General features: G+C 42.1%; 16 protein-coding genes. 1 reads left to right on the forward strand and 15 read right to left on the reverse strand.

What is annotated here, in order from left to right:
- Nucleotides 1-243: 243 nt before the first annotated feature.
- Nucleotides 244-1881 carry a methyl-accepting chemotaxis protein gene (locus tag FIV01_RS18180; protein WP_152432369.1) on the reverse strand — a complete coding sequence of 546 codons (1638 nt, stop codon included), beginning with the start codon at nt 1879-1881 and terminating at the stop codon, nt 244-246.
- 84 nt (nt 1882-1965) lie between these two features.
- Entirely contained in the window at nt 1966-3846 is a 1881-nt protein-coding gene (mrdA, locus tag FIV01_RS18185) for a penicillin-binding protein 2 (RefSeq protein WP_152432370.1), read from the reverse strand.
- A 254-nt stretch (nt 3847-4100) separates the two neighbouring features.
- Here mrdA and FIV01_RS18190 point away from each other — a divergent pair, with 254 nt between their 5' ends.
- Nucleotides 4101-4535, forward strand: coding sequence for a universal stress protein (locus tag FIV01_RS18190; RefSeq protein WP_152432371.1), 435 nt, complete (start codon nt 4101-4103; stop codon nt 4533-4535).
- A 71-nt stretch (nt 4536-4606) separates the two neighbouring features.
- On the opposite strand, the gene FIV01_RS18195 is transcribed toward FIV01_RS18190, so the two are convergent.
- The 13 genes from FIV01_RS18195 to FIV01_RS18255 form a co-directional block, all read right to left on the reverse strand.
- Nucleotides 4607-6280, reverse strand: a complete 1674-nt coding sequence (locus FIV01_RS18195) for a flagellar assembly protein A (protein WP_152432372.1) — start codon at nt 6278-6280, stop codon at nt 4607-4609.
- Between the two features lie 124 nt (nt 6281-6404).
- Nucleotides 6405-8099: an ATP-binding SpoIIE family protein phosphatase gene (locus tag FIV01_RS18200; RefSeq protein ID WP_152432373.1), complete on the reverse strand. Its 1695-nt coding sequence runs from the start codon at nt 8097-8099 to the stop codon at nt 6405-6407.
- A gap of 17 nt (nt 8100-8116) precedes the next feature.
- Entirely contained in the window at nt 8117-8416 is a 300-nt protein-coding gene (locus FIV01_RS18205) for an STAS domain-containing protein (protein WP_152432374.1), read from the reverse strand.
- Between the two features lie 60 nt (nt 8417-8476).
- On the reverse strand, nt 8477-9637 hold the full coding sequence (locus tag FIV01_RS18210) for a methyl-accepting chemotaxis protein (protein ID WP_152432375.1): 1161 nt from the start codon (nt 9635-9637) through the stop codon (nt 8477-8479).
- A 27-nt stretch (nt 9638-9664) separates the two neighbouring features.
- Nucleotides 9665-10705: a protein-glutamate methylesterase/protein-glutamine glutaminase gene (locus FIV01_RS18215; RefSeq protein WP_152432376.1), complete on the reverse strand. Its 1041-nt coding sequence runs from the start codon at nt 10703-10705 to the stop codon at nt 9665-9667.
- A complete protein-coding gene (locus FIV01_RS18220) occupies nt 10702-11352 on the reverse strand; it encodes a chemotaxis protein CheD (RefSeq protein WP_152432377.1) in 651 nt (216 codons plus the stop codon). The genes FIV01_RS18215 and FIV01_RS18220 overlap by 4 nt, the downstream gene beginning before the upstream one ends.
- A gap of 8 nt (nt 11353-11360) precedes the next feature.
- Nucleotides 11361-12215, reverse strand: coding sequence for a CheR family methyltransferase (locus FIV01_RS18225; protein WP_152432378.1), 855 nt, complete (start codon nt 12213-12215; stop codon nt 11361-11363).
- Nucleotides 12200-14605, reverse strand: a complete 2406-nt coding sequence (gene aer2 / locus FIV01_RS18230; protein WP_152432379.1) for an aerotaxis transducer Aer2 — start codon at nt 14603-14605, stop codon at nt 12200-12202. The genes FIV01_RS18225 and aer2 overlap by 16 nt, the downstream gene beginning before the upstream one ends.
- Before the next feature lie 34 nt (nt 14606-14639).
- Nucleotides 14640-15110 (reverse strand): chemotaxis protein CheW, encoded by a 471-nt coding sequence (locus tag FIV01_RS18235; protein WP_152432380.1) that lies wholly within the window; start codon nt 15108-15110, stop codon nt 14640-14642.
- Nucleotides 15107-15604: a chemotaxis protein CheW gene (locus FIV01_RS18240; RefSeq protein WP_239171786.1), complete on the reverse strand. Its 498-nt coding sequence runs from the start codon at nt 15602-15604 to the stop codon at nt 15107-15109. Before FIV01_RS18240 ends, FIV01_RS18235 begins: the two co-directional genes overlap by 4 nt.
- A gap of 60 nt (nt 15605-15664) precedes the next feature.
- Nucleotides 15665-17737, reverse strand: coding sequence for a chemotaxis protein CheA (locus FIV01_RS18245; protein ID WP_152432382.1), 2073 nt, complete (start codon nt 17735-17737; stop codon nt 15665-15667).
- A gap of 46 nt (nt 17738-17783) precedes the next feature.
- Nucleotides 17784-18143 (reverse strand): response regulator, encoded by a 360-nt coding sequence (locus tag FIV01_RS18250; protein WP_114785288.1) that lies wholly within the window; start codon nt 18141-18143, stop codon nt 17784-17786.
- A 5-nt stretch (nt 18144-18148) separates the two neighbouring features.
- Entirely contained in the window at nt 18149-18430 is a 282-nt protein-coding gene (locus FIV01_RS18255; RefSeq protein ID WP_152432383.1) for an STAS domain-containing protein, read from the reverse strand.
- Nucleotides 18431-18700 lie beyond the last annotated feature (270 nt).

Consider the following 18700-nt stretch of genomic DNA (forward strand, 5'->3'; position numbering starts at 1 on the left):
GTAACTGATTTACAATTGTCATAATCTGAAAATACTCATAGTGAGGAAATTTAATGAAAAAAATGAGAAGAGCCCGACTGCACCGTATTCGCGTTCAATTTTGGAAAGAGGTAAACAAAAGTGCACCCAAAAGTAACTCCTGAGGCTACCATCAAGAAAATTACCAAAAGCGGGTATTCATACCCGCTTTTCTTTTCAAATAGTACTGAAATCTAGAAGATCACGCCCATATAGTAAGCCTGACTACTGGCTACTGGCGGATAAAGAAAAATCATCTAATGTAGAGGAAATTCCCTTCGCCATATCATTCATATCCACCGCGATAAATGAGCTATCTTTAATTTTTTTATTGGTATTTTTTAACAAATTAGATAGGTAACCCTGTGCTTCTCTAAGTTCATGGATACTTTTTGACTGCTCATCAATCAAAGCCGCAATTTCATGCTGCTGACCAACGGTCAGTGAGATAGAGTTAGAAATTCGGTCTATGTTTTCAGCAGTATAGTTACTGCACTTCTTACTGTTCTCGACTTCTTTTTGCAACTGAGCCACAGATTCTACAGAGGCTTTCACCCTGTCAGTTAAGTCATTAAGTAGGTGACTAATTTCACCTGTAGAATGGTTTGTTTTACTGGCTAACATGCGTACTTCGTCAGACACAACCGCAAACCCTCGCCCTTGCTCTCCAGCTCTGGCCGCTTCAATCGCCGCATTCAAAGCAAGTAGGTTGGTTTGTTCAGCAATGACTTGAATGACATCAATAATGCTATAAACCTTTTCAGCGACTACACTCAGCTCTTGTACATTAGCCGATACTTTTTCTGACTCAGCAGAAGCAAGTTCAACGGCTCTAATATTGTTATGTATTGTCTCCAAGCCAAGCTGAGCACTCTTTTGACTTTCAGACGCCGACAATAAAGTTTTTTCAACCACTTGAGAAACACGCTCAAATGACATCACCAAGTCATCGGAGATTTTAGCGATCTCATCATACTTTCGCTTTTCGTCGTCATAACTACTGTCCACTTCTTGGGCTAAGGTCTCAACCCGATTGGATAAACATGAAATACTGTCTGCGCTGGTTTTTAGGCCTTTAACCACTGAGGATAAAGCATGCCTCATAGAAAAAATATTGGTCGCCAAAAAGCCAAGTTCACTCTTATTGACCAACCCAGAAGAGTGGTTATCACTTAAATCACCTTTGCTGATTTCTCTCGTGATCTTCACCAGCTGGTGAATTGGCTGAGTCAAGCTTTTGCCGATTAGGTAAAGGAGTACCATAGTGAGTGTTAAACTGACCAAAGAAATGAACACTATATCCGCTTTTAAAGAGCTAATGTTTCGATCAGAATATTTGTTGTAGCTCAGAACGGCTTGATGCATTGCTGCCAATGTTTTGTGATTTGCCATCATAAAGGCATCTATTTTCTCATCAGAAGGGCGTATTTCGCTCTGCAACAAATCTAAAGCTAACGTTTTTTGCCTGAACCAGAGCCGCTCAACTGCGCTGAGTTTTGTTTTAAAATCAACGGCGGAGCTCTCTTTTAGAATAATGGGTGACTGCATCGACAAATCAGAGAAGGTTTGCCCGCCAGATTTTAATGCACGCAATGAGGTTTCATAGAGTTTAATGGTATTTTCGTAGTTCAGTTGAGGCGCAGTAACTTGGCTTTGTTTTTGTAAAGTAAGCATGACTTCACTGGCAAATTTTTTAGTCAACATTCTTTGTCGACCCGCAACATTGATTACCGTTCCATCTTGTTTATTTTTTTCAAGCGTCGAAATCACATCCATCGCGATAATAACGACAGTGACAACAAAAATGATGGATATGGCCAACAAGCGATTGGTTACTGAAACATTTGATAGAATGTTTTTCATTTGATGATTCTCTAGAAAATGAACAGATAGTATGAATCTAGTTTAATATATGGAGGATCTCAAAAATCAAATGACTTCAAACTACTATGTTTTCTCTTCTACCAGCAAATAATCAAAGACGTTTCTAATAAATGGTGCCCCCACCTTAGAACCACCATTTCCATGTTCAATGACTACCGTAGCAACATATTTCGGGTTTTCACATGGTGCAAATCCTGTAAATAGGCCATGATCGAGTAGATTTTTACTCAACTCTTTGGAGTTATACACTTCGTCTTTTTTTAAACCAAACACTTGTGCGGTACCAGATTTACCTCCACTACAGTATTTAGCTCCTCTAAATGAACGGCGCCCTGAGCCTCTGGATCCTTGATTAACCAAGCGCATTGCGTTGAGAGAAATATCCCAGTATGCATCATTAACTTGATTCATTTCCTTTGTTTTTGCGTATTCGACAGTCTGAGCTTGATTAAACTCCTGCCCATGTTCAATCACCGCTTTGACTAGGTGTGGAGGGGTCACAGCCCCATGATTAACCAACACAGAAGTCGCTTTCGCCAATTGGAGCGGTGTCGCCGTCCAATATCCTTGCCCAATACCAATTGGAACCGTATCACCTTTGTACCATGGCTGATGATGCCTGCGTTGCTTCCACTCTCTAGTTGGCATATTCGCCGCAGTTTCTTCGAAGATATCAATGCCAGTTCTCTGACCAAAACCAAACATCCCCATCCAGTCCGATATTCTGTCTATGCCTAAGTCATACGCCATTTGATAAAAAAACGAATCCACCGATTCTTCAATCGCCAAGGTCACATCGACATCACCATGGCCCCAGCGCCTCCAATCTCGCCAAGCCTTGGAACCACGTTTAGAGCCAGGGATCTGCCAGCGACCATGATCGTTTCGGACAGTATCGGGACTTACTACCTTTTCACTTAAACCAGCTATCGCGATAAAGGGTTTTACCGTGGATGCAGGTGGGTATACACCTAAGGTTGCTCGATTGAGTAAAGGATGATGGGGGTCTTGCAATAACTTACGATATTCCACTCCGGATATCCCATCAACAAATGGATTGGGATCATAACTAGGACTGGAAGCCATAGCCAGAACACTATTATCAGTAGGATCGAGGACCACAGCACTACCCTGCCTGTCACCCAAGAGTTGATAAACATGCTGTTGCAAATTGACATCAATATTAAGGACAAGATCTTTGCCCGCTATTGGAGGAACATATTTAAGCGTTCTTATTACTCGACCTCGGTTATTTACCTCAACTTCTTCGTAGCCCTGCTTTCCGTGCAAAATATTTTCGTAATACCGTTCAACTCCTAACTTACCGATAATTTTTGTCGCTCTATAGTTAGCCAACTCCCCCTCTTCTTTTAAGCGTTCTAAATCACGGTCATTAATGTGCGCTACGTACCCAACAATATGGGTTAGTGACTCACCATAGGGATAGTAGCGTTTCATTTCAGCATTGACCCTAAAACCTGGAAATTCATGTTGATGGGCAGAGAATTGAGCTATTTCTATTTCACTTAAACCGGTTTTAATTGTCTGTACTTTATGGCTTGAGCGATGTAATTGAGTTAATTTCTGCCGTTGCTCTGGTGAGAACTCGATATAGTTCGACAAGCGATAAGCAGAATCTTTCATAGACGCAACTTTACTCGGTACAACCTCCAATACATAAATAGGTATGTTTTGGGCAACAGGTTTTCCGTTTCTGTCATAGATTACGCCTCGAGGAGGCGAAATAGGCAACACTTGAATCCTATTGTCGTTTGCTCTCGTTTGGTAGTAAGAAAAATTGTCAACTTCTAGCTTATATAGATTGGCAACAAGTACAAAACATAAAGATACCATGGCAATAAAAGCGACTGCAGCTCGTCTTTTGAACAAAGTCAGTTCAAAATCGTAGTTGCGCAGACGATTGGTACATCGATTTAACTTCATAGAATTTTTAGAAACAGGGGTAAACACTCGGCCACCCAAGAACGGGAAGGCATCATTATCGTTGCTCCAACTTTAACAAATCTGAGTAAAAGTTGTGTGTCTAATGTGTCAACAATTAAGGGTAAGGAGTATTTAACTATGTCACAATGATGAGAGCATAAACCAATAACTTTCACATTAGAGATCTGGCAAGCAATATTCTTCTTCAATCAGCTTTATGATACCAAGGTCAAAGACAATAGAAGGAAATAGCTATGCAATATCAACACATTATGGTTGCTTTAGAACTATCTGATGACAGTAATATTCTGATAGAGAGGGCTATCTTTATGGCTAAGCAACATAACGCTGATATCTCTTTTATTCACCTTGATGGCTCTCATGGAGAGATCTATCCAGAGCTTATTGATATCCATTCCGATACCAATGTGCGACCTGTAAATGAGCTTGCTATGAAAAAGTTAAGGTCCTTCGAAGCTAAGGTAGACTTTCCCATTCGACATTTTCTGGTCGGAACTGGTAACTTAGCCAATAAACTTTCGGAGACAATAGAAAACTATCGTGTTGATTTGTTACTTTGCGGACACCATCAAGATTTTTGGAGTAAGATTCTTTCCTACTCTCGACAGCTTATCAATCGCTCCCCTGTAGACATCCTCGTCGTTCCTATCTCAGGCGACGACTTTTAGCATAATAGCGCATGAAAAAATAAACTTGCCTCCTGGGTATAGCTATGATGGCAAGCTTAATAGCGTTTTACTTACTCTTGTTCTAGCGCTTCTTCATCCATCGCAGAAGCGCACTTAATCTCATACTGAGTAAAGCTAAAAGTACTGGTACCATGAACGCGTTTTGTGATCACTTTTTCTTCACCAAATTGCACCGTAACATGCGTATAGACTTTATTCTTAACTTCTATAGTATTTTCTTCTAGCGCTTCCTCTAGTTCCATCTCTAGCCGATCTCTTGCCATTTTCGCTTTTTCTAACCTTTCGTTAGACTCTTGTTTCATTTTAGCAAGATTGGCTTCGTCTTCTTCGGTACGTTCAGCTTTGGGGGTTTTCTTGAATTCAAGCTCTTTACGAACCACTTTCATGGTCGCTTCTTGAGCTGCGGTGTATTCATCTTTGTACTTTTGTTGGCGCTCTTTAAAATTTGCATAACGAGCAAAAGCATTAACATGAGTAGCAGTATCGCCCTCAACTCCTAAATTAACGCAGATAACTTTACCACCCACTTTTGCACTACCACCGCTAAGTGTACCTTGTTTTCCAGCTTCATCTGAAACCGTAAGGTCCTTACCACACCGAAGCTCATTACTCATACAATGAATAGAAAGGTTGATATTTTCCCCAGCTTGTAGCTCTGAAAACTGCGCATAGTTTGCTGTAATTGATCCACCAGATTTTACCTTACAGCTTTTCTCTTCACCTTCTGAAACATTGTGCCCTATGATACCTTTCGCAACTTCAATATCCCCCTGCGCCTGCACGTCGGCTGACTCAATAAAGCCACCAACAGTAAGGTTTCCTGTTGTACGCACCACCATATCCGATTCAATATTTCCCGTAATAATCACGTTACCTTTGAATTTTATATGGCCAGTAGCGACCCCAATTGAAGGAAGGCAGAGTGCGTCTTCAACCTCTACAGAACGCTCTTTGATGATAGGCATTCCAGAAACTTCAGCAATAAGTAGATTGGGGTCATCTGGAGAAATTGCAGAACCTTTTGAAACTTTCAGGGTAGTATCAGTACCAGGCTTAGGTGGAATAGACTTTCCTTGGACAGTGATACCCGGGACACCTTTAGTTGCAGGGATACGTTTCATTAAACGAGCCCCGGCTTCAACCGTAACAGTTTCACCAAGGTTTAACATGTCTACTTTGCCACTTTCATCTTTTGTCGGCGCTAGCACTTGTTTGGTAACGTCCTTGACTAAAGGAATGAACTTAGCATCTTGGCCTTGTACCGGATTTTTCCCTTTAGCAACTGGCTGGGTAAAGGTTTCTCCGGGCTTTAGCTGGTGACTCATAACTAAAACTTTCTTTAGTGCAAGCTTATTTATACCCTTAGTGACATGAGCACGAGCCAAGGCATGTACAATTTGAGGCCCTTTAAGTGGAGCACCACGATATGCACCAGTCACAACCATACTGGCGAGCATGTCATGATCCGATAACACTACCTCGACCTCAGCATCCCTAACTTCAGCAATAGGAAACCCTATCAGCGCTTCGCTCTTCCCTTCATTCGCACAATTGACAAAACGATTCACTTCATCTGTCAGCAAACAAAAGTCGTTGGCGCCAATATCGTTCAATGCTTCGTCAACACCTTTATCACTCAGTTTCCCGTCAAGAGCCATGTCTTGCGGTAACTTAGCGATAATGTGTTGATTATCCTCAGATAAGCTGACTAACTTTTCCCACATTTACAGCCTGCTTGCTTTAATCCCTTTAAGTTTAGTTTATATAATCCGGAAGGAATACAATATTTAATTTGTAGCAAAGTCAGGGTTGGGTCACTACCCACCTGCTTTTACAGTGTAAATATCACTAATTAGAGCTCGGGAAGTGATGTTTAGAGTCCAAACGATAGACAGCCGTCACACATTTACCTTGCTTTGAGTATTCCAATGAATCACATAATTCTGAGGCAAGTACAATGCCACGACCGTGCGTGAGAGACTGATCGTCGTCCTTTTTTAGCACAGAATGATCAAAGCCCTCGCCATTATGCTCAAGCGCCATTACTACTTTGGTATCGTCGGGTTGATAATCGATAGATAGAGACACCCAGTATTGCTCTGGCAATTCTTGAAGCTTTTGTTCCCGCAGTTGATAAAACGTAAAAAAGCCGTCCGGTTGTTCTTTGATTTTAGAATCCATATTCAATAAGCCATGCTCAATCGCATTAGCAAATAGCTCAGACAAGACTGAGCAAATGAGATCCAGATGTGGCCCTGCTATCACTCCTGTAATAAAACGTCGAACTTCATTCATTACGGATACCGACTTTAGGACAGACGCTGGAAAATTGATTGTGGACTGAGATTGGGTCCGGCTAAGGTCGCACTTGTTCTGTTGGGTAACTCTATCGTTACCATTTGAAATCGGAAAAGTCATCGACAGTATTGAGAGATCGTCACCCACATTTCGACAAGAGAATTTATTGACCGCTTCAAAAACAGTAGGAATGATAGCCCGCCCCGATTTGAGTGCTTCTTCCAGTCTATCTTGGCCAAATTGCTCACCCACATTGTTTTCAGCCTCAACCACACCATCGGTATAACATACAATCCGCTGCTCAGGTTCCAGCTTGTAATGCAATAGTTCGGCTTCGAACTCATGCTCTTTCAGGACACCAAGAGGCATATGGGTTGATACTAATTTGCGCACAATAGTACCGTCTTTGCCGAGTAAATAGCCATCGGGCAATCCCCCGCCCCACCAGGATACCTCAAAACCATTGGCTCTAACTTCAAACACACTGGCGGCTAGCATCATTCCCATGGGCAGGAATCTAACTAGCACATCATTTAGCTCGCGAACAATTTCACCAAGAGACAAACCTTTCGCAGCCATAGAAAAGAAAGCGCGTGTCGCAGGTATGGCTGATATCGCAGCAGGAAGACCATGGCCTGTTGCATCTGCTATCATCACATAGACACCACCATGAGGGCGATTGGCAACAACAATCATATCTCCATTAAAAACAGTTGATGGCGTAGACTTATAATCTATCCCATAGATATTCTTAAGCTGGGAACTCATTTCATCCATCAAATTAGAAAATATCGATTCTGCAATCGCATAATCATAACGTACTTGTTCATGGAAATGACTCAGCTCATCTCTTTGCTCTCTTACTTGGTTATGTATTTTCACGATACGATAGTGGGCTTGTACTTTGGCAATCAGTACACTTCGTTCTACTGGCTTGAGAATGAAATCATCACCTACAGTCAAGCACCGCTCAAATGAGTCGTGATCGTCCAAAACAGTAAGGAAGATAATCGGCATATGCCTTCCAGGAAACGCATCCCGAATTTCTTTTGCTGTAACAAAACCATCTTTGATTGGCATCATAACATCAAGAAGAATAACATCAGGCAAGAGTGGCATTTGTCGCATTGCATTGACGACACCTTCTCCGTTCTCGAAAGTCGTTACTTTTTCCGTGATGTCACCCAACATAAACCGACACAACTCTCTATTCGTCGCGTGATCATCCACTATCATGACATGCATACCACTCTCCTCAGCATCTACTCGATGGCAAATTTTTTATCAAAACGAGAAATAGACAGTATTTTTCTTACTTGAGGAAGCGTGTTAGTGATGCGGATCATTCCATCATCTTGCTCTAGATAGTTGTGCATATTCAGCAACATACCCAAACCTGCACTGTCGATATAATCGACCTTGCGTAAATCAATGGTATAGCGATAATCTTTTTTGTCTGAATAGCAACGACGAAACTCCTGAACAAGACTAAAGCCAAAAGCACCTTCTATGACAATCGTGATATGTTTTGCACCCTGATCAATTTGTGACTCTACAGACATAGTATCTCCTTATTAAGCCAGCAAGGCTTAGACGCCTTGCCTTATTCATCCAACCAAAACTCAGAAAAATTCGACTTCGCCTTCTTCTATACTTGCTTGTGAAGCAGCTGGCGTACTCCTCTGACAAACATTATCTTTAAGATCATTTATCGCTCTATTAAAACCGTCACCATCAATTCTATCACTTGCATAATCTTCGAAAGTGTTCTTTAGCTCGACAAGAAACGCTGTGCTGCCCTTCGCGTAATCACCCTGCTGAACGATGATGTCGGTAAACTGTAACGCCCGGATGCCATCTCCTACTTTACTGTGTAGCGTGACACCGATAGATTTGATTTTCCGTACTTCTTGTTCGACCATGGCATTCATTTTTTGTACACCATGCAACATCTCATCTACTTTATCTTTAGACTCTATCGCTTCAGTCATATCAATAGATGCCATTTCACCGACCGTTTTGTTGGCTTCTCTGACCGTATTTTGCGCAACATTAATCTCTTTCTCTATCTGACTATTTAATTCTTCCGCTTTGACAGATAGATTCCTGACTTCCTGCGCTACAACGGCAAAGCCACGGCCAGCATCTCCTGCTCTAGCTGCTTCAATCGCAGCGTTCAAAGCCAGTAAATTTGTCTGTTCAGAAAGCCCTCGAACTTGTGCAAGAAGCTTAAAGACTGTATTTAGTTTATCTGACATATCGTGAATGCTGTGTACAGCAGAGATACTTTTCTCTGATACAGTGATGAGTGTATCGACAAACTGACGAACGATAGCTTCTGTTTCCGGCAAAACTTGAGTGATGTCGTACGCATCATTTTTATTTGCCAATGTTTTTAGCACGAGCGACTCTGCAATATTATTTTGACTCTCAGCTAAATTCTGCAGTTCAAAAAAACTCGCATTCAAGGTTTCAACGGACTCAGAGACAATACTATTTTGTAAAGCAAGTGGCTCATTTAGCTGTTGTGAAATCTGTTCAATGAGCTTACTGACATCTCTGGCCGCAGCTTGTACATCCTTGACTGGTTTAGTACTTGGCTGCTGCGCTGGTTGAGATTCCTGTTTTCGCGGGATAACAAACCAAGGTACTGCCGCTGCTAAAATCATAACAGCAACATGAGCTAACGAAGAGGATAGCATCATACCAATCGACAATAGCAGGAGTTGAATTCCTATTGCGATACCATAGCGGTTCTTATTAACCTTAATTATTTTATTCATTCTATCCCTAGCCTTAGCCGTTTTGGCTCAATGATGACTGTCTAAACAATCACAAATTTGTTGTGGGATTTGCTTAAGACTCTTCACTTCCTCGGCAGCATTTATTTCAACAGCTACTCTAGGCATTCCCCATACCACCGAAGATGCTTGATCTTGCGCAATAGTCCTTGCACCTTGTTGCCTCATTCGAAGCATGCCTTGTGCACCATCCTGTCCCATTCCGGTAAGTATCACACCAATAGCATTCTTTCCTACCGTTTCTGCCACAGCATCAAACATCACATCAACGGATGGTTTGTGTCGATTCACACTAGGTCTGTCATCAAGTTGGCAATATAAATGGCTTCCCTGCTTCACCACTACAAGATGTTTATCTCCTGGAGCAACATAAGCACACCCATTAATCAAAGGTGCTTTATTCGTCGACAATTCCTTAACTTGTAGCGCACAGCTTTCATTCAGCCTTTGAGCAAAGGAGGCACTAAACATCGCACTAATATGTTGGGTGATGACGATAGGTGGAAGCCCCGCAGGTAAAGCAGACAATACTTGCCTGACCGCTTCTGTCCCACCAGTAGAAGCCCCAATAGCAATAAGCTCGATAGATGTTTTGCCTTTACACGCTAAAGATTTCTGTGAAGAATTTTGGCTATACTCATGCTTTACATTAGCCCCTGCCGCCATTTTTATTTTGTCGTTGACCAGATCTTTGTAATTCAGCATGTCAGCCGTGTTGTCAACCGACGGTTTAGGAAAATAATCGACCGCTCCTAGTTCCAAGGCCATAAGGGTAGGCTGTGCACCATGCTGGGTTAAGGTTGAGATCATGATCACAGGCGTAGGCCTCAATCGCATTAGATTCTTTAGAAACTGGACGCCGTTCATTTTCGGCATTTCTATATCTAATGTGATGACATCAGGGTTATGTTGTTTAATCAGATCTCGAGCCTGATAGGGGTCTTCGGCCAATGCAACCACTTCAAGGATAGGGTCAGAGCTAATCAACTGCTCAAGTAATGCTCTAAATACAGGTGAGTCATCGATAATCAAAACTTTAATTTTTTTCATCCGAATAGCTCCACATCATCGTCATGAAAGCGGTGGCTTTCTCTACCTAACTTACTGGCATATTTGTCCTCTTGAAGCTGAAGCTGATGTACTTCAGTGTAAGGTAATCGCTTTAGCCATACTTTCCCACTTACAGGGTTGAATATAATTCTTCTCGGTTCTGATCCTCCGAGATCTTGAGCAACGACCTTAAGGCCTTCCCGCTGAACATAATCCAAAATAAAGGCAATATTTTTTTCCCCTATCATCGAGTGCTTACCCATCATTTGCGCACCACCAAAAAGTTTAATGTTAAGCTCTGACCTTCGAGCGCCATGAGAAATCATGGCATTAATCAACATTTCCATCGCGTGACTACCATAGCGAGAAGCCGTGGAAACAATCTCGCCTGGCCGCCAAGCACTTATCTCAGAGTGGCTACAAAATGGGAGTAAAAAGTGATTCATTCCTCCAATGCCAATTAATTCATCCCACATGCATACAGCAACACAAGATCCCAGTCCTGTTGCGATCAACTCATCGTCTTGCTGACTCCAGTAAAGACCACCAGGGAAAACCTTAACTATGTGCATTTCTTTCTGAGGATGATAAAAACGATTGAAATGACTATCGTCGTGCACTGGCTTCAGGTTTTTTTTTCCTACCATAGTCATACCTACTGTTTTATGTAAATAGTTTTCCCAAGGTGTTTAAAGAGGTCGCTACAAGATCCAATACTTTCAGAGTGCCCGAGCAACAGAATTCCATGAGGTTTGAGTTGTTGGCAAAAACGCTTTATTAGCTTTTCTTGAGTTGGCTTATCGAAGTAGATCATGACATTTCTGCATGAAATAAGATCAAAGGGCTCCTGCCAGTTCCATTCATCTAACAAGTTAAGCTGTTGAAAGTTGATACTTTGCTGTAGCCCTTTTGCAACCTTTATGTTGCCAAGTTGACTGCCTTTTCCTTTAAAAAAGCATGGTTGCAAGTATTTTGGAGGAATAGAAGAAATCGCATCATCGCTGTAGATTCCATGGGTAGCATGTGAGAGAACCTTGGTATCCAGATCCGTGGCGTAGATCTGAATCTGTTCGAAAGTACTAAAAGCTCCTTTAGAGTACAGCGATGCGACAAAGCTATACGGCTCCTCGCCTGTAGAACACCCTGCCGACCAGAAGTTCAGGTTACTGACGCCTTGCTTGGACCACTCTTTTAACATGACATTTTCGAGAAACTCAAAATGATGATATTCACGAAAAAATTGTGTTTTGTTGGTTGTCAGGCAGTTGATGAAACCAACCCGCTCTTCACTATCTTGCTCAATGAGAAGCTTATAATCAGCGAAACGACGAAGCCCTAGCCGCCTAAGCTGGCGGCTAATTCGGCCATAGACCATGGTACGCTTTCGATCAGAGAAATAAATGCCCGCATGCTTGTGCATAAACCATTGAATGAACCTAAAATCAGTATCTGTCAGTTCAAACTCGGTCCCACCTACACCCCCTTCTTCACGGCTTAAAACTCTTCCCATTCGTCCCCTTCCTCACTGGCTTGAAAACCGGAGTTAGCAACTTTTGGGGTTCGTATCTCTCTTACATTATTCTTCGCAGCCGATGGAATGGGCCTTTTGGTTTCAAACGTGGCTACATTGTCATCGGTAGCGAAAAAGTTCATTAGATGAAGTAACTGTTTACCTTCGTCTTTAAGTGATTGGCTAGCCGCTGATGTCTCTTCAACCAAGGACGCATTTTGCTGGGTCATTTCATCCATTGTAGCGATAGCACGATTGATTTCGTCTATACCGGTCGATTGCTCTAGGCTAGAAGAAGCAATTTGAGCAATGAGTTCAGTTACTTTTTCTACAGCTTCGACGATTTCATTAAGTGTATCTCCAGATTCATCAACTAACCTAGATCCCTCATCAACTTTCTCAACACTGTCTTTTATTAAACCTTTAATCTCTTTGGCCGCCGCTGCACTTCGTTGCGCCAGATTACGAACCTCTCCAGCCACAACGGCAAAGCCACGTCCTTGTTCTCCTGCTCGAGCAGCTTCAACGGCAGCATTAAGTGCCAACAGGTTTGTCTGGAAAGCAATTTCATCAATAACACCAATGATGTCGGCAATTTTCTTACTCGCATTGTTAATCTCAGACATAGCCGATACTGCTTGACCAACCACATCTCCACCTTTGCTGGCTTTTTTGGTGGCATCTTCCGCGAGAGTATTAGCGCCCTTGGCGTTATCGGCATTTTGCCTAACCGTTGCCGTCATTTCCTCCATACTTGCCGCGGTTTCTTCCAAATTCGACGCCTGAGCTTCAACACGCTGACTTAAGTCGTTATTTCCTTCAGCTATTTCTGTAGAAGCGGTTGCTACACGAGCAGATGATTGAGTGATTTTTTCTACCATATTCCGCAGGTTAACAATGGATGTATTGACCGCATCTGACAGCCTGCCAAACTCTCCCTTGTTTTCAGACATATTAGTATTCAAGTCACCATCTGCCACTCGACTCATTACGTCAATACATTGGCCGATTGGCTCCACCATTGTATCAAGCAAACTATTGATGCCATCACCCAATTCTTTCATAAAACCACTGTATACAGTGGTGTCTATACGTTCATTTAACTCTCCGGATATCGCTCTTTGAATTAAAGACTCAACCTGCCTCTGCCCATCCTGCTGCTCAGTAATATCTTCCCACTGGAGAGCTGGTCCAATGTAGTTACCCTGAGTATCGTGCATCGCAATACAAGTTAAGTTAAATTCCAACCCACCAACGGCAATATTTGAAGAGAAAGGTAGTCGTTCTGGATTATTGATTATATTTCTTTGATGGCTCGGATTTTTATGGAATACATCAATGCTCTTACCGACTAAATTGCTCGCATCAAAACCTGGCAAGACTTTTTGTAAATCACTTTCTCGAGACTTAAGTAAATTAGACAAAGATGGGTTAAGGTATTGAATAATTCCTTCTTTATCTGCCATCATTAAATTGGTTGTCATGCCTTTTACCGCAGAAGCCAAGCGACCGACTTCTTGGTCTTTAGCTCGTTTTTCTGTCACGTCTTCCCACTCTAGTGTGTTGCCGATATAGTTACCTTTAGCATCCATAATAGCGGCAACATTAAGCTCAATTTTTATATCTGCGATATCTATATCGGTTTTATATGGGAGATTGTTCGGGGTTGATAGCATCTGCCTCTGGTGAGCAGGATTTTTATGAAACTCATCAATACAGCGCCCCATTAACCATTCCTCTGTTGCTGTAAAGCCTGACCAAACCGTTCGCAGTGCCGCTTCATGTTTACCAAATAACTCTATGGTCGATTGGTTGACATAGGTAATGCTAAAATCTCTATCTATCATCACCATTGCAGTTTGAGCTTGATCTACTGCGGCGCGCAAACGGGCAATATCGTCTTTCTGTTTGAGCGCATCTGTCACATCAGACCATTCCAAAGTGTTACCTTCATAGTTTCCATTCTTGTCAAGAATCGCACCGACATTTAATTCAATCTGTACATCTTTCACAGTAATTGTTGTGGTATAGGGGAGGTTAGATGGATTGGAGAGTAATTGACGCTGGTGGGCAGGGTTAGCATGAAAGCCATCAATACAGTACCCCAACAGAAACTCTTCATCGGCTCTAAAATTAGGCCAAATAGACTGAAATAAACCTTCATGAGTTTTTAGTAAATCAATGGATTTCTGGTTTACGTAGGTAATGTTGAAATCTCTATCAATCATCATTAACGCCGTTTGCGCAGCGTTAAGTGCTGAAGAGAGCTGTTCTTTAGATAGCCCTTGTTCTTCAGGTTCGTGCGTATCCATTTCCATTAAGCTATCTGACGCAACCATTTCAAATTGCTCAACTGCGTTTGATTTAGGTTCACGATTCCAAAATGCCATGAGTCACCTCTCCCTGATTGTTTCGTATGACTTGTTAAGCCAAACTCTTATCTCTGTGCTCGAGTTCGGCCAACTCTGCCACATCGAACAGAGCCTCTAGTTTTATTAATATCAGATGACCATTCTCTACCGAAGCAAGACCTCGGATATAGCTATGGTCAACCGAACGTGATACATGTGGTGCTGGTTTTATTTGTTCATCTGTTAATGGGTAAACTTCTGAGACTCCATCAACAATAATGCCTAAAGGATGCATCTGAGCATCATTGAGAACGATCACAACTGTTGTTGCACTAATTTCAGCTGGTGGTAAGCCAAACCGTGCCCGCAAATCAACAATGGGGACATATTCTCCTCGGATTTCCAACACTCCTAGCATATAAGTGGGGGAATTAGGCACCTCTCTGACCGCTCCCCATCCTCTCACTTCTCGTACATCAAGGATAGGGACACCATATTCATCTTCGCCCAAAATAAAGCTGAGAAATTCCTGTGGCATCGTCATGATTCCCTCCCCAGAACACGCTCAATATTTAGCAACTCCTCGGTATTGAGTAGAGACATCACCTGATCACCAACATTCAATAAACCTTGTAAGTAGGGCGTCACTAACGACTCCCCTACACTGGGATACAACTCGTTTTGCCCTTGACTAACCACATCACTCACTGCATCAACGACCAAGCCCATCAGACGTTCACTTTCATCAAGTTTAAGACGAAGCACGATAACAACTGTGCTTGGTAGGTATTCACTACGTCCTACGCCAAAGCGACACCTTAAATCAACGACAGGAACGATCATACCACGCAAATTGATCACACCTTTTACAAACTCAGGAGCATGCGGAATGGGGGTTGGTCTTTCCCAGACACGAATCTCTTCAACATCATTGATTTCTACACCATATAATTCACTATCTAGCTTAAAGCTTAAAAAGTCCGCACTTTCTGAGACGCCCTGTTCTTCAGCACTCTCAGATGAGACTTGTCCTTGCATTGGCAGTGCTGTTTTTGACGCGACATCATGTTCCGTTAAAGCCGTTTCCATTTTCCCTCCTTAAGCTGCAATGCCCTTGCTTGCAGAGTCAGAAGCTCTGTTGAGAAAACGTGTAATTAAACCTTGAATATCTAAAATTAAAGAAACAGAACCGTCTCCCAAAATAGTCGCGCCAGAAATACCTGCAACCTTGCTGTAATTTGATTCTAAACTCTTGATAACCACTTGCTGTTGATCAAGGAGCTCATCAATCAATAGTCCCACTCGATTACCTGCCGCTTCAACAAAACAAAGGATTCTCGCGTCTAGAGACCCACTTTGTCCCATTTCTAACTCTTCTTGAAGTCGCAAAATAGGGATGTTTTCCTCACGTAATCGATAGAGCTCCACTCCTCCAGAAGCCGACTTAATACAAGTTGTATCTATCTGAATTGATTCCACGATTGTCAAAAGTGGGATGATATATACTTCCCCCCCCACTTTGACCAGCTGTCCATCAAGTATTGCAAGAGTAAGCGGCAAACTAATGGTAAAGCAGCTACCTATGTCAATTTCTGATTCAACTTCAATATGTCCGCCGAGTTCTTCGATGTTTCGCTTTACAACATCCATTCCCACACCTCTTCCAGAAATGTCAGAAACTTCCTCTGCGGTTGAAAAGCCTGGCGCAAAGATTAAATTCATTATTTGCTTATCAGCCATATCTTCACGGCGAGCCTCCGCCGCAAGCACACCTTTTTCAGTCGCCTTATTCCAAAGCTTTTCACAGTCAAGCCCAGCACCATCATCTTTAATCTCGATCACAATGGAACCTCCTTGATGAAAAGCGTTTAACTTGATCACTCCTTGAGCGGGTTTACCTCGCTCTAAACGAACGTCTGGCTGTTCAATGCCATGATCAATCCCATTTCTAACCAAGTGAACTAACGGGTCAACAATACGTTCAAGTACTGTTTTATCGAGCTCTGTCTGTTCTCCTTGGATTTGTAAATCCACCTGCTTATCGAGTCGACTGGATAAGTCGCGTACTAATCGAGGAAATCTGCTAAATGCAAAGCTCATCGGTAACATGCGAATGTTAAGGACATTTTCTTGTAGATCTTTACTATTCTGAAGTAGTTGGGCTAATCCAGCTTTAAGTTTCCCGAGTTTATCGATGGCAAAATCGTTACCAATTTCTGTAAGCATTGACTGAGTAATCACCAGCTCTCCAACGAGATTGATTAGGCTATCGACCTTATCGATATCTACTCGTATCGAACTCACGCTGGATTCAGACTTTGCGACTTTAGACGCTTTAGGGTCTGATTTTACTAGGCTAGGAGCCGAGGGGTTCACGTCTATGCTTGCAGAATCAGTATCATTGGATTGCTCAACGTCTTCCTTATTCTCATGCTGGGTTGGAGAGACTCTCTCAATAGCAAGGTCACATTCATCTTCAACCCACTCAAAAATCTCACGAATATCATCCTCTGCCACTTCAGCTGGAAGGTGCGCTGTCCACTTTAAGTAACAAAGTTCAGCTTCAATATCTTCGATATCGGGTAACTGGCTAGCATCGGCACTAATCACACAGGATGCATGCAATTCTTTCAGCTCTCTCAATATTCTCAGCGGGTCATTGCCACTAAAAAACATTTCAGCATGAGGCTCAAACTTCACCCGCCAATCGGATTGTTCACAAGCACCCGATGTTGTATCATTTGGTGCCAATGACGACGGGGAATCTGTATCCTCAGTAAGTGACTCACCTAATAAAGCACTGAGTTGAGAACTAACATGATCTTTAAGCTCAGTATCAACATCACTTCCTTGCTCATGACCTTCGAGCAGTGCATGAATACAATCACCACTTTTAAGCAACAAGTCTACAGTGGTCGCTGTGAGTTCTTTCTGGTGGTTACGAACTAAGTCGAGATAGGCCTCGACTGAATGCGTAAATTCACTAATATCGAGCAAATTAAACGTTGCCGCTCCACCTTTAATCGAATGAGCTGCTCGAAATATAGTATTAATTGACTCATCTTCGACACAACTTACATCTAGATTGAGGAGCACATCTTCTAATACTTCAAGATTTTCACGACACTCTTCGTAAAACATCTTGCGTAGTTGTTCCATATCTAAAGCCATAAGTTTTTCCTTTGCCTGATGACGTTTTTCAGTGCAGATCTTGTGATCAAATAACGCGTTTTAGTGTTTTTAATAGCGTTTCAGGATTGAATGGCTTAACCAACCAGCCTGTTGCACCTGCAGTCTTACCCTGCTGTTTTTTTTCAGTACTTGTTTCGGTAGTGAGCATTAAAATGGGTATGAATTTATATTGGGGCTTATCTCTCAGTGCTTTAACTAACTCAAAGCCCCCCATTATGGGCATGTTGACATCAGAGATAACGACATCAAACTTGTGACTGGCTACCTTGGTAAGTGCATCTCGACCATCATTAGCGGTTTCAACTTCGTAGCCAGCATCACGCAATGTATGGCTAACCATTTGACGTATTGACACAGAGTCATCTACTGCAAGTATCTTAGTCATATTGATTACTCCCCGACTTTCGCTATTCCATCAAACACCTCACACAGTCCCAAGGTTTGTATACTTTCGGTTAGAAGCTGTGTCGGCTTAATAAGATAAATCTCTCGGCGATTTTTTTTTGCGGAAATAAAAAGACAAGAAAGGAGTTGGATGCCAGCAGCATCGACGCGCACCACATTCTCAGCGCTCACTTCTACTGCGCCTTGTTGTGCAAACCATGTTTGATATTGAGTCGTCACATCCAATACTGTCGAGATGTCTAGTGACTCAGGAAGTAAACAATACATGTTTCTACCTTTTATTTTTTAATATTTCCTAGCCGTTGGTTGAAGCATACGCCTCAATCTGAGTGTAGAAAGGAATTGCGGATTAGCCAACCAAACTCAACCCCATTATGAATATAAACACACATAAATTATAAGAGGATTAATAGAATGATCTTATTTTCAATACGTTATACGAATTGTCTTTATCAAAAAAAAACCATATTTTTCTAATGGAATAGAAAATATGGTTGTTAAAATAGTCGATGGCGAGTTTACAATGTAAATACAACA

The organism is Vibrio aquimaris, from assembly GCF_009363415.1.
GTDB lineage: Bacteria > Pseudomonadota > Gammaproteobacteria > Enterobacterales > Vibrionaceae > Vibrio > Vibrio aquimaris.

What these genes read in the sequence shown, in the direction of transcription:
- FIV01_RS18180 (WP_152432369.1), bottom strand. Translation starts at nt 1,881, where the DNA reads ATGAAAAACATTCTATCAAATGTTTCAGTAACCAATCGCTTGTTGGCC.
- mrdA (WP_152432370.1), bottom strand. Translation starts at nt 3,846, where the DNA reads ATGAAGTTAAATCGATGTACCAATCGTCTGCGCAACTACGATTTTGAA.
- FIV01_RS18190 (WP_152432371.1), top strand. Translation starts at nt 4,101, where the DNA reads ATGCAATATCAACACATTATGGTTGCTTTAGAACTATCTGATGACAGT.
- FIV01_RS18195 (WP_152432372.1), bottom strand. Translation starts at nt 6,280, where the DNA reads ATGTGGGAAAAGTTAGTCAGCTTATCTGAGGATAATCAACACATTATC.
- FIV01_RS18200 (WP_152432373.1), bottom strand. Translation starts at nt 8,099, where the DNA reads ATGCATGTCATGATAGTGGATGATCACGCGACGAATAGAGAGTTGTGT.
- FIV01_RS18205 (WP_152432374.1), bottom strand. Translation starts at nt 8,416, where the DNA reads ATGTCTGTAGAGTCACAAATTGATCAGGGTGCAAAACATATCACGATT.
- FIV01_RS18210 (WP_152432375.1), bottom strand. Translation starts at nt 9,637, where the DNA reads ATGAATAAAATAATTAAGGTTAATAAGAACCGCTATGGTATCGCAATA.
- FIV01_RS18215 (WP_152432376.1), bottom strand. Translation starts at nt 10,705, where the DNA reads ATGAAAAAAATTAAAGTTTTGATTATCGATGACTCACCTGTATTTAGA.
- FIV01_RS18220 (WP_152432377.1), bottom strand. Translation starts at nt 11,352, where the DNA reads ATGGTAGGAAAAAAAAACCTGAAGCCAGTGCACGACGATAGTCATTTC.
- FIV01_RS18225 (WP_152432378.1), bottom strand. Translation starts at nt 12,215, where the DNA reads ATGGGAAGAGTTTTAAGCCGTGAAGAAGGGGGTGTAGGTGGGACCGAG.
- aer2 (WP_152432379.1), bottom strand. Translation starts at nt 14,605, where the DNA reads ATGGCATTTTGGAATCGTGAACCTAAATCAAACGCAGTTGAGCAATTT.
- FIV01_RS18235 (WP_152432380.1), bottom strand. Translation starts at nt 15,110, where the DNA reads ATGACGATGCCACAGGAATTTCTCAGCTTTATTTTGGGCGAAGATGAA.
- FIV01_RS18240 (WP_239171786.1), bottom strand. Translation starts at nt 15,604, where the DNA reads ATGCAAGGACAAGTCTCATCTGAGAGTGCTGAAGAACAGGGCGTCTCA.
- FIV01_RS18245 (WP_152432382.1), bottom strand. Translation starts at nt 17,737, where the DNA reads ATGGCTTTAGATATGGAACAACTACGCAAGATGTTTTACGAAGAGTGT.
- FIV01_RS18250 (WP_114785288.1), bottom strand. Translation starts at nt 18,143, where the DNA reads ATGACTAAGATACTTGCAGTAGATGACTCTGTGTCAATACGTCAAATG.
- FIV01_RS18255 (WP_152432383.1), bottom strand. Translation starts at nt 18,430, where the DNA reads ATGTATTGTTTACTTCCTGAGTCACTAGACATCTCGACAGTATTGGAT.